Below are 15,331 nucleotides of genomic sequence, written 5' to 3' on the forward strand. Positions count from 1 at the left end.
GGTCAGCCTCCGAGCCGCTCGTAGATGACGTAGATCCCCTGCGCGAACACCGGCCGGTAGCGGGTGTCGAAGGAGGAGTCGCGGGTGATCGCGTCGTAGACGAGATCGGCGACGCCGGTCTCGCTCAGCTCGGGGGCGTCCGCGGTGGTCACGAAGACCCACTTCGCGTGCGTGTACGGGGCGGCGAGCGCCTCGTCGAACAGCTCGCCGGCCGAGCGGTTGTAGTACTCGGCGAGCGGCACGCCGATCTCGGGCAGCAGCGCGTTGCCGGCTGCGCTCTCGTCGATCAGGATGCCGCCGCCGTCGTAGTTCTCGCTCAGGAACCGGGCCGCCGCGGTCGCGCCCGACGCCTCCTTGATCGAGACGTAGCCGGTCGCCTCCGCGATCACCGCGTTGCGGTCCAGGTCCTGCGCCCACCAGGCCGTCTGCGCGCCGAGCAGCACCAGCACGAGGCCGAGCGCGCCCGCGCCGATCCGCGGCACCCGCCGCAGCGCGTCGACCAGCACGGCACCGAGCACCGCGAGGAACGGCAGCACCGACAGCGCGTAGCGGTTGTTCCACCAGTTCGTCGGCAGGGTCTGATCGTTGTTCATGTGCGTCTGGCCGAGGTAGAGGCTCAGCAGCGAGAAGGCGTAGGAGACGATCATCAGCCAGATCACGAGGGCGTCGTCCGAGATCCCGCGCCGCCAGGCCAGCACCAGCGCACCGGCCAGGCCGAGCGCGACCGTCAGCAGGCCCGAGGTCTCGAGGACCGCCCAGTTGTACGACCAGAGCGTGAGCCCCGCGTTGCCCTGGTAGGCGAGCAGCCCCGCGTCGGCCACAGCCTTCTGCAGATTCGCCGCCGAGTACTGGCCGTTCATGAACTCGAGCGGGTTGCTGTAGACCGCGAAGTTGTAGACCAGCCACCAGACGATCGCGATCAGCGGCAGGATCCCGAAGGCGCTCGCCATCTTGATCGCGTAGACGAAGGACCGCTTCTTCCGCCAGGCGACGATCAGCACCACGAACGTGCCGCCGAAGACGAGCACCCAGCCCTCGTAGCGCGAGAGCGTCGCGGCCGCGGCGGGCAGGCCGGAGAAGACCATCATCTCGCCGGCGCTGAGGTTGCGCCGGCTGGTGACCCAGTGCGCCAGCCCGGAGAAGCAGCCGACCATCGTGACGATCAGCACCGGCTCCGTCATCGCCGTCGAGAAGGCGTAGAGCACGCCGGGATTCGCCAGCACCAGGAGCACCGCGGTGAGGCGGCCGGCGCGCAGGTGGCCCACCCGCGCCGAGATCCGGTAGACGCCGCAGGCCGTGCCGGCCAGGCAGATCATCCCGAGCAGCCCGGCCGCCCAGCCCGTGTGCCAGAGCCAGAGCGACTGCACGAACGGGATCAGGATCAGGCTCGGCACCGGCAGCCAGACCGTGCCGAGCTGGGTGAAGCCCGGCGCCTTCGAGTCGAAGATGCGCCGCGAGATCGAGAGGTGGCTCTGAGTGTCGGCGTAGGCGAGGTTGATCCCGGAGGAGGTGGTCACCAGGCAGGCCGCGAAGCCCACCAGCAGCGAGACCACCAGGATCACGACCGTGCCGGGCACCTGCCGCCCGGTGACCGGCCGGCCGAGGCGCTCCCACGCCTCGCGCCACCAGGGGAGGCGGGCGGGCGCGCCGGCCACCGGCGGCGGGGCGGCGATCGTGCTGGTCATCCGCTCGGTCAGTCGGTCGAGGAGTGGCGCGCGGCGGGGTGGTCGCCCTCCGCGGCCGGCGCGGAGGCGGGCGCAGCGGCGGAGGCGGCGGCCGCGGGCTCGCCGGCCGCCCGCTCCTGCGCGTCGACGTAGGCGGCGACCTTCCGCGACCGGCGGCGGCGCGCCAGCCAGCCGAGGAGGATCAGCAGGCCGATCACCACGACCGCGATCACGAACCAGATCGCGTAGGAGGAGTAGTCGTCCTTCACCTCGTCCTGGGGGGTGATCTCGTTGCTGTCGATCAGGACCGGATCGGCCTCGGCCGAACCGGAGACCGCGAGGTTCCCGGACAGCGAGGTCCAGCCCTCCTCCGCGGCCCAGCCGGCGATCGAGGACTGCAGCCCGGAGGACGCCGTCGCGTCGCCGTCGGCGCTCCAGCCGCCCAGCAGCACGATGTCGCGGCCGTCGGTGGTGAAGGCCTCGAGGGCCGCGTAGGGCGCCTCGGTGCCGACGCCGTAGCTGAGGCGCGAGGCGTCGATCGCGGTGAAGGAGGCGAGGCGCAGCGGCGTCTTCAGCGCTTCGGCCTCGTCGGTCCCGGCACCCACGACGATCCCGGAGCGGTCCGAGTCGACGAACTCGTCGACGCCCACGACCGAGACGGCGAGGGGGTCGGAGTCGACCCGCTGCAGCGCGGTGACGAGGTCGCCGGCGCTGCGCAGCGCGTCGGCGCCGCTCGCGGAGCCGCCGAACGCGACGGCGAGCTCGCCGCCGAACGCCTGCGGGAAGCGGCCGAAGCCGGGGCCTGCGGACTCGCCGCGGACGCCGGTGACACTCGAGCCCGCGCCGTCGACGAAGAACTCGATCGGCACGGAGTCGGCCGAGCCGATGCAGGCGCCGTCGCTCTCGCGCACGGCCGAGAGCGTCACCGAGAGGCCGTTGGACGCGCTGAGCTGCCCGGTCGGCACCGGCAGCGTCATCGCGACGTCGGTGTCCTGGCCCAGCACCGTCGAGCCGATCAGGAAGTCGTTCCAGTAGACGTTCGCCGTCGCGGTGATCCCCTCGGGGACGGCGGAGTGCGTGCCGACGAGGTTCAGCTCGACGCTCGAGACCGGCCCGCCGAACGCGGACTGCGTGATCGTCGTGTAGCTCGTCGACGCCCCGGTGCTGCCGAGGGCGATGCGCTCGGTGCCGAAGTCGGCCAGCGTGTGCTCGAGCGAGCTCGAGGGGACGACCTTCTGCGCGAGACCGGTGGTGGTCGCGCTCGAGGCGAGGCCCGCGTACTCGCTGCCGAGCGCTGCGCCGGCCGCGGCGAGGTCCGCCTCCGCGCCGGTGAGGGTCAGCTCGGGCACGCCGCCGGCGTCGCCGATCGCGCTGACGACGTCGCCGTCCCCCGCCGCGAAGCGCACGATGCGGCCCTGCGCGGCGTCCAGCGCCGGGCGGCCCTCGGTCGCGCTCTCCTCCGATACGGTGATCGCGGTGCCGGAGGAGTAGCGCGAGGCGAGCGAGGCCGCCGCCGAGAGGCCCGCGGCGCGCAGGGCGTCGTCGGCGCCGTCGGGGACGACGATCGAGACGGCGGTGACCGCGTCCGGGAAGAAGTCGCCGACGGTGCTCGGCGCGGTCGGGGTGCCGTCGACGACGACACCCAGGCCGGAGACGCTCAGCACCTCGCTCCCGACCTCGCAGAGCGCGCCGCCCGAGTCGCCGGAGCCGCCGAGCTGGAAGCCGACCGCGAGCACGCCGTCCACGACGTCGGAGGCCTGGACCGGCGCGTCGATCGCGGTCGCGGTGGCGGCGTCGAGCGTCTGCACGACCCGGCCCGACACGATGACCGAGAGCGTGCCGGTGAGCGGCTCGAGCGGAGCGAGCGACGCGATCACCCGGGTCGGCACGACCCCGTCGGCGACCGGGACGGTGACGAACTGCGGCGCGGAGCCGGCCGCGACCGAGACGACGGCGTCGCTCTCGAGCCCCTGGACGACGCCGCCGGTGGCCGGATCGACGAGGTCCGCGGCGGAAGCGGAGGTCGCGGCGCCGAGGACGAGACCGAGGCAGAGGACCGGGACGAAGGCCGGGACGAGGGCGCGTCGAGGCAGGAGCGAAGGAGCCATGGGGCGGGGTTCCGATCGGCATACGGGAGTCCGGGAGGTCCGGCGCTCGAGGATGGAGAGTGGAACGGTCGTGCACGAGGAGCGGCGGGAGACCGCGGAAGTGCGGGAGAGGACGCCCCGTTCTGGCGTCAGTCTAGGCAGTCGCCGACAGCCGATCCGGTGGTGAGCAACCGCTGCTCCGCCCCCGTCCGAGTGTCAGGCCGGCCGTAGACGAACCCCTGCACATCGGTCACTCCGAGCTCGCGCAGCACCGCGACCGTCTCCTCGTCCTCCGCCCCCTCGACGATCATCCGCACCCCGACCGCGACCGCGAACGACTGCATCGCCCGGACGATCTCGCGCTGGCGCAGCTCGGTCGTCAGATCGGCGATCAGGGCGCGGTCGAGCTTCACGACGTCGAGGGGGAACGTCGCCACGGCGAGCGCCGAGGAGCCCTCCGTGCCGAAGTCGTCCAGCGCCAGCAGCACGCCCGCGTCGCGCAGGAGCTGGGCCTGCGCGCGCAGCTCGTCCGTCGCCGCCGCGAGCGACCCCTCGCTGAGCTCGAGGCAGAACCGCAGGCCCGGGAACCGCTCGGGGACGGCGGCGAAGTACGGGCCGAGCCGCTCGGCGGCGAGCTGCTCCAGGTCCGCGTTGACGCTCATGCACTCCACCCCGGCGCCGGAGTCGCGGAAGCAGGCGGCGGCGGACATCGCCTTCTCCACCACCTGCACGGTCAGCTCGTCGAGCAGGCCGGCGTGCCGCACCGTCCGGATCAGCAGGGACGGGTCGATCCGCCCGAGCACCGGGTCCTCCAGCCGCACGAGCGCCTCGTAGGCCCAGATCCGGTCGGTGCCGAGATCGACGACGGGCTGGAAGGCGAGGTCGAGGGTGCGGTCGCGGAGGGCGCGCGACGCCACCTCGCGCACCGGGTCGGTCAGCACCGAGGTGACGTCGAGGCTGCTCGAGCGCCCCCGGCCGCTGCGGCCCCGCCCGCGCTTGAGCGCGAGCATGCTGCGGTCGGCCTCGATCACGATGGTCGTCGGGTCCGTCTCCTCGTGCGCCGAGAACGCGACGCCGACGGTCACGACCGGGGCGAGGGTGTCGCCGTCGACGGTCGCCGGCTCGCTCACCCGCTCGACCAGGGCCTGCACCCGCCGCCGAGCGTCCTCGGCCGAGTCGAGTCCGCGCAGGACCAGTGCGAACTCGTCACCGCCGACCCGCGCGGCGACTCCGCCCTCGTCGGCCACCTCCGCGAGTCGCTCCCCGACCAGGCGCAGCATCTTGTCGCCGACGTGGTGCCCGCGGCCGTCGTTGAGGTCCTTGAAGTCGTCCAGATCGAGGAAGAGCACCGCGATGCCCTCGAACGGCCGCCGGTCGCGGTTGGCGGCGGCGAGCGCCGACTGGAACAGCCGCTGATTCGGCAGCCCGGTCAGCGCGTCGTGGTCCACGGAGCGCCGCAGCGACTCGACGTCGTAGCGGGTGCTCAGCGTGTCCGCGCCCATGTGCGCGAGGGCGTCGAGGATCTGCTCGTCGTCGTCGTTGAAGGGGATCGCGCTCACCCGCTTCGACGCGACGACGTACCGGGTCCGGCCGTCGGGCAGGAGCATGGCGGAGGCGATCTCCCGCCCGGAGGCGGGCTCGTCGCGCACCTCGATCGCGTCCGCCTCGATCGAGGTCAGCGCGTGGCGGACGATCTTCCGCTCCGCCTGCTCCACGGTCCCCCAGGGCAGCGCGAGTGCCGCGTCGAGCACGCCGGCGAGCCGGCGCCGCACGCCGCGCACCTCGATCCGCTTCGCCACGCCGAAGACCAGCGCGCCGACCACCAGGACGACCATCGGACTCTGCTCGATGGCGCGGTCCCCGGCCATCGCCGGCACGACCACGGCGTCGAGGAACCAGACGGCCGTGCTCAGCAGCCAGACCAGGAGGAGGTAGAAGCCGACCCGCTTGGGCGACAGGGCGCCGAAGCCCCGCTCCCACTGCATCCCCCAGCGACCGCGCTGGCGGAGGAGGTCGACGAGCAGGATGACGGCGAGGAAGAGCGCGCTCGCCGCGAGCAGCGCGATCGGCGGCGTCAGCACGGCCCTCCCCGCCTGGAAGACGGTGACGTAGAGGAGCGCGGCGAGGGACCCCAGTCCCGTGACGTAGCCCGCGACCGCGAGGTTCCGGGTCTGCAGCAGCTGGGTGACCAGGCTCGCCGCCGTCCAGACGCCGAGCAGGCGGAACGGGTCGGCCTCCGGCTGCATGATCACGAGGAGCGTGACCGTCAGGCCCGCGACCGGCATGCCCGAGCGGCGGCCGAGGGCGATCCGGAAGGCCGCGGTGAGCGCGACGGCCACGCCGAACGCGGCGACGAACGCCCAGCTGACCGGCGGCGTGATGATGAGCAGGGCCGTCGCGCGGGCGATGAGCACGAGCGCGAAGAGGCTCAGCACGCCCGCGATCGCCAGATCCAGGAGGCTCAGCTCGCGCGTACGGGGCATGGTGGCATGCTAGGCCGTGGGTCGTTCCGCGCCGCCTCCGCCGGACTGTCGACGATCCCTGCGGCCCCAACGCCCCACTTCGGAGGTCGGCGCCGCCTCCCCGACCGGTCGACTGTGAGCGGATGCCCCCTCTCACCGCACTGACCGCCGACCTCACCCGTCGCAGTCTCCTCGCCTCCCCCCTGGGCGCCGCCGCGGCCGGCACCGCCCCTTCCGACCCCGTCCTGCACTCCGAGATCGCCTCCCCGGGCGGAGTCGCCGGCCTCGACTCCACCGCCACCGTCCCGGTCGCGCAGCTGCCCGAGGCGGTGCGCACCGTCTCCGGCGACCGCCCCGTCGCGAAGGGCGAGCTCGTCCACAACGTCCAGGACTACGGCGCGACCGGCGACGGCAGCACCGACGACCTCCCCGCCATCGACGCCGCGATCGACGCGGCCGTCGCCAGCTACGGCGGAACGGTCTACTTCCCGCGCGGCATCTACCGCATCGCCGGATCGATCGGCCGCGCCGAGGGCCTGGCGAGCATCGCCTTCCGCGGCGCGGGCGAGCTGTCCACCCGGATCCGCTCGCTGACGAACGCCCCCGTCGTCACCGGCGCCTTCTCCGCCTGCCGCTTCGACAACCTGATCCTCGACGCGAACGGCCTCGGCTCGCCCTGCGTCTCCGCGCACCTGGACAAGACGGTGCTCGACTCGCTGCAGCTCTACGGCTGGACCGACTACGGCATGCGCCTGAACGACGGCACCTTCGGCGACCTCGGCCTGCTCAACCGCATCCAGCGCTGCAGCATCGACCAGTGCACCGGCACCGGCATCTGGACCGGCTACCGGATGATCGACTCCTGGATCGTGGAGAACAACATCGGCGCGAGCTACGCCGACCTCTCGATCGAGGGCGGCCCGATCCGGATCCTCGGCAACCACCTCGACGGCTCGCCGCAGATCAACATCGAGCTCCGCGGCAACCGCCGCATCACCATCGCGAACAACATCATGGAGGGGGCGCGCCGGCAGTCCCTCGTCTACACGATGCCGCCGTGGCTGACCGAGGACCTCGCGCAGATCCAGATTGTCGGCAACGCGATCAGCAACGGGGGCAAGGCGGCCGCGAACACCTATCCCGCCATCGCGATCCTCGGCGTCTCGCCGACCGCCCGCACCGTCGGCTTCAGCATCACCGGCAACATCTTCGCCTGCGAGGACGCCGGCTCCGGCTGGACCCACTGCGTCGAGGCCCTCAACGCCCGCGCCGTCTCCGTCCTCGGCAACCAGTGGGCGACCGGCCACGTCAACGCCAAGCCCGTCCGCGCCGTCGGCAGCACCGCCTACGAGGTCATCGGCAACCACGGCGACAACGCGGTGAAGACCACGTAGCCGCCGATCGAGCGGCCCACCGCACGGGCTGCTCGGCATGCCGGTCGAGCAGCCCCGTTGCATACTGGTCGAGCAGCCCCGCAGGGACGTATCGAGCACATGCTGGTCGAGTAGCCCGCGGGGGCGTATCGAGACCCACCCTGTCAGCAGTGCGGGACTGCAGACCCGACTCCCGGTGACGCGGATCTCGATACGCCCGCTCCGCGGCCTACTCGATCAGCATGAAGTGCCCCGCCCGCCCCTCGCACGCCGGTCGAGCAGCCCCGCAGGGGCGTATCGAGCACATGCTGGTCGAGTAGCCCCGCAGGGGCGTATCGAGACCCACCGTCCCCACCACGCCGGATCTCGATACCGCGCTGACCCGCTCGCCCCTCTCCCGACCTCCGGCACGCGGAACCACCCCGGGCACGCCGGAACCACCCGATCCCACGAGCCCGACCCCGTTCCACGAGCCGAACCCGACTCCGGCAGACCTCCGGCACGCGAATCCACCTCCGGCACGCCGGAACCGCCCGATCCCACGAGCCGGACCTCACTCCGCGAGCCGAACCGACGCCACCCGACCTCCGGCACGCGAAACCACCTCGGGCACGCCAGAACCACCTGATCTGACGAGCCCGACCCCATTCCACGAGCCGAACCCGACCCCGGCCGACCTCCGGCACGCGAAACCACCCCGGGCACGCCGGAACCACCCGATCCCACGAGCCCGACCCCGTTCCACGAGCCGAACCCGACTCCGGCAGACCTCCGGCACGCGAATCCACCTCCGGCACGCCGGAACCGCCCGATCCCGCGAGCCGAACCCGATCCCGCGAGCCCGAGGTCCTCCCGAGCCGCGCACCCGCCCCGCTTGTCAGCGCCAGGCCAGCGCCGACCGCTCAGCCCAGTACTCCCCCGGATCCTGCGTCGGCAGCCCCTCCGGCACCGCGCCGGCCCGCGCGCGCACGTTCTCCCGCAGCTGCCCCGGAGTCGCCGCCCCGCTGAGCACCACGTCGGCCCACGGCTGCCCGAGCGCCGCACCGAGCGCGAGCTCCTCGGGAACCCCCGGCAGCCCCCGCAGCACCTCCGGCGCCCGGCCGCCGACCAGCCGCCCGTTCGCGAGCGCCTCCTTGACCACCACGGTCCACCCCGCGTCGTGCGCCTCGGCGAGCGCCGCCCCGGCCGAGCGCTCGAGCAGGTTCCAGGTCGTCTGCACCGTGCTGAACGGCGAGTCCGGGATCGCCAGGGCGAGCCGGATCGTCCGCGCCTGCTCCGGCCCGCTCGTCGACAGCCCGACCGCGACGCCCGACCCGGCGAGCCCGCGCAGCCGGTCGAGCAGCGCCCGGTCCACGAGCGCCGGGCTCTCCGGCGTGATCGAGTGCACGAGGTAGCGGTCGGGCGCGCTGCCCAGCGCCGCGAGGGTCGCCGACCACTGGCGCTCGAGCATCGCGACCGAGTGCTCCTTGCGCTCGTGCACCTCCGCGTCCATCGCCCAGTCGCCGACGTACTCGTAGCCCCACTTCGACTCGACCGTCAGCTCGGCGCGCCGCTCCGGATGCTCCGCCAGCCACCCGCCGAGGAACTCCTCCGCGCGCCCGTACGAGCGGGCCACGTCGAAGAAGCGGACGCCGAGACCCCACGCGGTGTCGAGCAGCTCGTGCGACCGCGCGCGGAGGGCGTCGACGCTGCGCCCCTCCGGCGGCCCGAGATCGCCGTCGCGCCCGGCGGTGATGTAGGCCGGTCGCCCGACGGCGGCCAGGCCGAGGCCGAGGCGGGGAGTGCGGGATGCCATGGTGCTCGTTCCGTCCGGGGTGCCTCCACCGTAGCCACCGCACGCCCACACCGCCCGCGCACCCCGCCCGCCCCGCTACCGTCGAGCGGTGACCACCACCGACCGCCGCACCCTCGACCGCAGCATCCTGCGGCTCGCCGTGCCCGCGCTCGGGGCGCTGATCGCCGAGCCGCTGTTCCTGCTCACCGACTCCGCCCTCGTCGGCCACCTCGGCGCCGTGCCGCTCGCCGGCCTCGCCCTCGGCGGAGCGGTGCTGCAGACGATCGTCGGCCTGATGGTGTTCCTCGCCTACAGCACCACTCCCCGGGTCGGCCGCGCGCTCGGCGAGGGCGACGAGCGCCGCGCGGTCGCGGCCGGCATCGACGGCGGCTGGCTCGCGCTCGCCCTCGGCGCGGTCATCGCGGTCGCCGGAGCCATCGCCGCCCCCGCCCTGATCGGTCTCTTCGGCGCGGAGCCCGCCGTCGCCGACGCGGGCGTCCGCTACCTCTCGGTGAGCATGGCCGGCATCCCCGCGATGCTCGGCGTCTTCGCCCTGACCGGGCTGCTCCGCGGCTTCCAGGACACCCGCACTCCGCTCATCATCGCGGGCGGCGGATTCGCGGTGAACGCGGCCCTGAACGCCCTGCTGATCTACCCCGCCGGCCTGGGGATAACCGGGTCCGCCCTGGGGACGGTGATCGCCCAGTGGGGCATGTTCGGTGCGTACGCGGTGATCGCCCTGCGGCTCGCCCGCCGCGTCGGAGCGCCGCTGCGCCCGCACCCGGCCGGGCTGCGCGCCTCCGCCGGCTCGGGCGGCTGGCTGCTGCTGCGCACCGCCTCGCTGCGCGCCGCCATCCTGCTCGCCGTCGCGGTCGCCGGCTCTCTCGGCGCGGAGGAGCTCGGCGCGTTCCAGGTCGCGATGACGCTGTTCTCCACGGTCGCCTTCGCCCTCGACGCCGTCGCGATCGCGGCGCAGGCGCTGCTCGGCCGCCTCCTCGGCGAGGGCGACCCGGCGCGCGCCCGAGCGGTCGCGAAACGCTGTGTGACCTGGGGAATCGGCGCCGGAGTCGCCCTCGGAGCGGTCATCGTCGCGACCAGCGGAGTGCTCCCGTTCGTCTTCTCGAGCGACCCCGAGGTGCTCCGCCTGCTCCCCGCCGCCCTCGTCGTGGTCGGCCTGACGGCTCCGCTCGGCGGCTTCGTGTTCGTCCTGGACGGCGTGCTGATCGGCGCCGGCGACGGCCGCTACCTCGCCCTGAGCGGTCTCGCGAACCTCGCCGTCCTCGCCCCGCTGGCCCTCCTCGCGCCCCTCGCGCCCGAGGACTGGCGCCTCCTGGCCCTCTGGATCGCCTACGCCGCGGGCTTCCTCGGCGCCCGCGCGCTCACCCTCGGCCTGCGCTTCCGCGGCGACGTCTGGCTCCGTTGACCCTCGAACGAAGTTTCGAACACCCTGTGGACAACCCTGTGCACAACTCCCGGCGACCCCCGCGTCCGCCCCCTCCCGCGAGATGCCACTTATGAGCCCGACACGCCGCAGAATCCGCTCATAAGTGGCATCTCGCGGAGGGAGTCAGCGCGGCGGCGCGCTCGTGGTGCCGCGGTGGAAGACGGAGGTGAAGCGCACCGGCTCGGCCTCGTCGCCGGCGATCAGCGCGAGGACGGCGCGCGCCGCAGCCCGGCCCTTCTCGACCGCGGGCTGCACCATCGTCGTCAGGTCGTACTCGGCCGCGAGCCCCGGGACCTGCACCCCGTCGAAGCCGACCACCGACACCTCGGCCGGCACCCGCAGCCCGAGCTGCTCGGCCGCGAGGACGACCCCGGCCGCCAGCAGATCGCTCTGCGCGATCACGGCCGTCGGCGGCTGGGCGGCATCGAGCAGCACCCGCCCGGCGGCGACCCCCTCGTCGACCGTGCTCGCCCCCGCCGCGACGACCGCCAGGTCGCCGAACACGTCCTGCGCCCCGAGAAGCCGCTCGACCGCGGTGATGCTCGGGCTCGACCGCCAGTCCGCCGGGATCGCGCCGCGGCGGCGGTCCTTCGCGAAGGGCAGCGAGACGACGGCGACGCGCTCGTGCCCGAGCTCCCGAAGGTGCTCAGCGAGCGTCCGGGTCGCCTCCCGGTTGTCGAGGGAGACGACCGCAGCGCCGAGGTCGGAGACCCCCTCGACCACCACGACCGGCACGCCGCGGCGCCGCAGCACCGCCACGGAGTCGTCGACGGAGGGACTGCAGCCGACCAGGATCATCGCGTCCACCGGCGCCGTCGCCAGCAGCCCCGAGCCGCCCTCGGTCTCGGTGAGCAGCAGGATGCCCGCGCCGGCCCCGCCGAGCACGTCGGCGATGCCGTCGAGCATCGCGATCTTGATCGGGTCGCGGAAGGCGTGCAGCACGCGCTCGTCGACGACGACCCCGACGATCCCCGAGCGCCCACGCCGTAGCGACTGCGCCCGCGGATCCGGTCCGGCGTAGTCGAGCTCGGCGGCGGCCTGCAGCACCCGCTCGCGGGTCGACGCCGCGACAGGTCCGGAGCCGCTGAACACGAGCGACGCCGTCGACGGCGACACGCCCGCCCGGCTCGCGACCCGCGCGAGGGTCGGGCGCGACGTCGGCGATCCGCCGCTCTTCGACTCCACGGCCTTGCTCGACTCCACGGTGCTCCTCGTCCCCGACCCGGAGGGCCGGCGCCCGGCGACCCGTCCTTGACCGGTCCCGGCGTTCCGGATAGCTTAGACCGGCCCGCATCGAATCGATTCGATCATCGCCGATCAGGCCCCCACGACCGCCCCGCGATCAGCCAGGACCCCGCATGCCCTCGACCTCCGCCCTCAGCCGCCCGCAGCTCGTCGCGTGGCGCAACGCCGTCTTCACGATCTTCGTGCTGAGCGGCCTCTCGATCGCGACCTGGGTCTCGCGCACCCCCGCCATCCGCGACGAGCTGCAGCTCCCCACCTCCGGCGTGGGCCTCCTGATCCTCTCGATGTCGATCGGCGCGATCGTCGGCCTCAGCCTCTCCACCGCGATCATGTCGGCGCTGGGCGCCCGCCGCGGCATGGTCGCCGGACTCGTCGTCTGCTCCTCCGGTCTCGCGCTCCTGGGCCTCGCGGCGGACGCGTTCGGCGCACTCCCCCTCGCCTTCGCGGGCATGGTCCTGCTGGGCTTCGGCAACGGCGCGGTCGACGTGATGATGAACGTCGAGGGCTCCGCGAACGAGAAGGCCTTCGGCAAGACCCTGCTCCCGCTCTTCCACGCCTTCTTCAGCCTCGGCACCGTCCTCGGCGCGATCCTCGGCGCCGCGGCCTCCGCGCTCGCCGTGCCGGTGGCCGCGCACCTCTCGGGCGTCGCCGTCGTCGTGGTGATCACCGTCTCCGTCGCGATCCGCTTCGTCCCCGTCCGCGACGAGCTCGACACCTCGGGGGTCGCCGTCGTCGCGAAGGCGCCGGTCCGCGAGCGCGTCGCCGCCTCGCTCGGCGTCTGGCGCGACCGCCGCTTGGTGCTGATCGGCCTGATCATGCTGGGCATGGCCTTCGCAGAGGGATCGGCCAACGACTGGCTGACCCTCGCCATGGTGGACGGCCACGGCACCGACAAGACCACCGCCGCCGTCGTCTTCGGCATCTTCGTCGCCGCGATGACCGTCGGCCGGGTGCTCGGCGGCCCCGTGCTCGACCGCTTCGGCCGCGTGCCGGTGCTCCGCGCGTCCGCCGGGCTGGCGATCGTCGGCATCCTGCTCTTCATCCTCGCGCCGGTCGACGGCCTCGTCATCGCCGGCGCCGTCGCCTGGGGACTGGGCTGCTCGCTCGGCTTCCCGGTCGGCATGTCCGCCGCGGCCGAGGGCCCGCACTCGGCGGCCCGGGTCAGCGCCGTCGCGATGCTCGGCTACGTCGCCTTCCTCGTCGGCCCGCCCGCGATCGGCTTCCTCGGCGAGCACTTCGGCCTCCTCAACGCGCTGTTCCTGGTGCTCGCCCTCGTCGTCCTCGCCGGTCTCGCCTCACCCGCCGCCCGCCCGCAGAAGGAGCCCGCGGAGCGCGTGCAGGACGGCGCGCGAGCATGAGCGCCCCCGGCCTCGGGCCCTGCCGCGTCGCCGTCGTCACCGGCGCGAACCACGGCATCGGCGCCGCGATCGCCGCGCGCCTCGCCGCCGATGGTCTGGCCGTGCTGGTCGCCTTCCTCGCCGAGGATCTGCCGGAGTACGAGCCGGAGCGCCAGCGTCTCGCCCACCGCACCGACGGCGAGCAGGTCGCCGAGCGGATCCGCGCCGCCGGCGGCCGCGCCCGCGCCGTCTCCGCCGACCTCCGCGACGCCGCCTCCGCCGCCCTGCTCCTCGACGCCGCGGAGGAGTCGCTCGGCCCGGTCGACGTCCTCGTGCACAACGCCACCGGCTCCGTCATCGACACCTTCCGCACCCGCCCGAACGACTGGATGGGCCGCCCCCAGCGCCGCGTCGACGCCGCGAGCATCGACCGGGTGCTCGCCATCGACGCCCGCGCCGGCGCGCTGCTGATCGCCGAGCTCGCCGAGCGCCTGGAGCGCCGCGGCGGCCACGGCGGGCGGATCGTCACGCTCACCTCGGGCGGCGAGCGCGGCTTCCCCGGCGAGGTCTCCTACGGCGCCGCCAAGGCCGCGCTGGTGAACTACACGATCTCCGCCTCGCTCGAGCTCAGCCCGCTCGGCGTCACCGCCAACGCGGTCCACCCGCCCGTCACCGACACCGGCTGGGTCACCGACGACGTCCGCGCCGCCGTCGCCGCGAACGACGCCTTCTTCGACGTCGCCCGCCCCGACGAGGTCGCCGACCTCGTCTCCTACCTCGTCTCCCCCGCCGGCCGCCGCGTCACCGGCAACGTCCTCCGCATGGCCTGACGCGCGCCGACCCCGCAGGGGCCCACTGCATGCTGGTCGAGCAGCCCCGCAGGGGCGTATCGAGACCCACCGTCCCCAGCACCACGAGCCTGCACTCCGCCCTGCCGACATCGCCGGATCTCGATACGCCCTCTGCGAGGGCTACTCGATCAGCATGAATCCACTTCATGCTTGTCGCCCAGCTCCGCAACCGGACCCTCTCATGCTGGTCGAGCAGCCCCGCAGGGGCGTATCGAGACCCACCCGTCCGACCACCGCCCGACCGCCCCCGTCTATCCTCGACGGGTGCGTCTCGTCATCGCGCGCTGCTCCGTCGACTACACCGGCCGTCTCAGCGCCCACCTCCCCCTCGCCACCCGACTGCTGCTGGTCAAAGCCGACGGCAGCGTCCTCGTGCACTCCGACGGCGGCTCCTACAAGCCGCTGAACTGGATGAGCCCCCCGTGCACCCTCAGCACCGGCGAGCCCGACGAGGACGCCCGGGCGGCCGGCGTCCACGAGCAGTGGACGGTCACGCACCGCAAGACCGGCGACGCCCTGGTCGTCTCGATCCACGAGGTCCTGCACGATTCGGCGCACGAGCTCGGCGTCGATCCCGGCCTGATCAAAGACGGCGTCGAGGCGCACCTGCAGCGCCTGCTGGCCGAGCAGATCGATCTGCTCGGCGAGGGCCACACCCTCGTCCGGCGCGAGTACATGACGGCGATCGGACCGGTCGACATCCTCGCCCGCGATTCGAGCGGCGCCTCCGTGGCGGTCGAGATCAAGCGCCGAGGAGAGATCGACGGCGTCGAGCAGCTGACCCGCTATCTCGAGCTGATGAATCGCGATCCGCACCTCTCTCCGGTCACCGGAGTCTTCGCGGCGCAGGAGATCAAGCCGCAGGCGAGGACCCTCGCGCAGGACCGCGGAATCCGCTGCGTCGTGCTCGATTACGAGTCGATGCGCGGCGTCGACGATTCGCACACGCGCCTCTTCTAGCGCTCGCGTCCCCCTTTCCAGGGGCTCCGCGAGAATCCACGAGCGGTCGCGGAGAACAGCACGCGAAAGGCCCCGTCGACGGATCGACGGGGCCTTTCGACGATGCGGGCGCGACCTCTCGGTGCGCCCGACGC

At 73.5% G+C, this 15,331-nt stretch carries 10 protein-coding genes; 5 read left to right on the forward strand and 5 right to left on the reverse strand.

What is annotated here, in order from left to right; translation table 11 throughout:
* Positions 1-2 precede the first annotated feature (2 nt).
* The 3 genes from EDF45_RS10730 to EDF45_RS10740 all read right to left on the reverse strand — a co-directional run bounded on the left by EDF45_RS10730 (position 3) and on the right by EDF45_RS10740 (position 6,234).
* Complete coding sequence (locus tag EDF45_RS10730; RefSeq protein ID WP_123736191.1) at positions 3-1,685, reverse strand: glycosyltransferase family 39 protein; 1,683 nt, start codon at positions 1,683-1,685, stop codon at positions 3-5.
* A gap of 8 nt (positions 1,686-1,693) precedes the next feature.
* Positions 1,694-3,772, reverse strand: coding sequence for a hypothetical protein (locus EDF45_RS10735; RefSeq protein WP_123736190.1), 2,079 nt, complete (start codon positions 3,770-3,772; stop codon positions 1,694-1,696).
* Between the two features lie 128 nt (positions 3,773-3,900).
* The gene (locus tag EDF45_RS10740; RefSeq protein ID WP_123736189.1) at positions 3,901-6,234 is read right to left on the reverse strand and encodes a bifunctional diguanylate cyclase/phosphodiesterase; all 2,334 of its coding nucleotides are present in this window, start codon (positions 6,232-6,234) and stop codon (positions 3,901-3,903) included.
* 122 nt (positions 6,235-6,356) lie between these two features.
* On the opposite strand from EDF45_RS10740, the gene EDF45_RS10745 reads away from it, so the two are divergent.
* Positions 6,357-7,607 (forward strand): glycosyl hydrolase family 28-related protein, encoded by a 1,251-nt coding sequence (locus EDF45_RS10745; RefSeq protein ID WP_123736188.1) that lies wholly within the window; start codon positions 6,357-6,359, stop codon positions 7,605-7,607.
* Between the two features lie 856 nt (positions 7,608-8,463).
* Here the strand turns inward: EDF45_RS10745 and EDF45_RS10750 are convergent.
* Positions 8,464-9,381 (reverse strand): aldo/keto reductase, encoded by a 918-nt coding sequence (locus tag EDF45_RS10750; RefSeq protein WP_123736187.1) that lies wholly within the window; start codon positions 9,379-9,381, stop codon positions 8,464-8,466.
* An 88-nt stretch (positions 9,382-9,469) separates the two neighbouring features.
* Here EDF45_RS10750 and EDF45_RS10755 point away from each other — a divergent pair, with 88 nt between their 5' ends.
* Positions 9,470-10,783, forward strand: a complete 1,314-nt coding sequence (locus EDF45_RS10755; RefSeq protein ID WP_123736186.1) for an MATE family efflux transporter — start codon at positions 9,470-9,472, stop codon at positions 10,781-10,783.
* Positions 10,784-10,927: 144 nt separating this feature from the next.
* Here the strand turns inward: EDF45_RS10755 and EDF45_RS10760 are convergent, their stop codons facing one another.
* Positions 10,928-12,007, reverse strand: a complete 1,080-nt coding sequence (locus tag EDF45_RS10760) for a LacI family DNA-binding transcriptional regulator (RefSeq protein ID WP_243581439.1) — start codon at positions 12,005-12,007, stop codon at positions 10,928-10,930.
* A 155-nt stretch (positions 12,008-12,162) separates the two neighbouring features.
* Between EDF45_RS10760 and EDF45_RS10765 the strand changes: the two genes are divergently transcribed.
* From EDF45_RS10765 to nucS, 3 genes are all read left to right on the forward strand, one after another.
* Positions 12,163-13,407, forward strand: coding sequence for a sugar MFS transporter (locus EDF45_RS10765; protein ID WP_123736185.1), 1,245 nt, complete (start codon positions 12,163-12,165; stop codon positions 13,405-13,407).
* Complete coding sequence (locus EDF45_RS10770) at positions 13,404-14,216, forward strand: SDR family NAD(P)-dependent oxidoreductase (protein WP_123736184.1); 813 nt, start codon at positions 13,404-13,406, stop codon at positions 14,214-14,216. The genes EDF45_RS10765 and EDF45_RS10770 overlap by 4 nt, the downstream gene beginning before the upstream one ends.
* Before the next feature lie 285 nt (positions 14,217-14,501).
* Positions 14,502-15,197: an endonuclease NucS gene (gene nucS, locus EDF45_RS10775; protein WP_123736183.1), complete on the forward strand. Its 696-nt coding sequence runs from the start codon at positions 14,502-14,504 to the stop codon at positions 15,195-15,197.
* Positions 15,198-15,331 lie beyond the last annotated feature (134 nt).

The sequence above is a fragment of the Rathayibacter sp. PhB186 genome, from assembly GCF_003751825.1.
In the GTDB taxonomy this organism is placed as follows: domain Bacteria; phylum Actinomycetota; class Actinomycetes; order Actinomycetales; family Microbacteriaceae; genus Rathayibacter; species Rathayibacter festucae.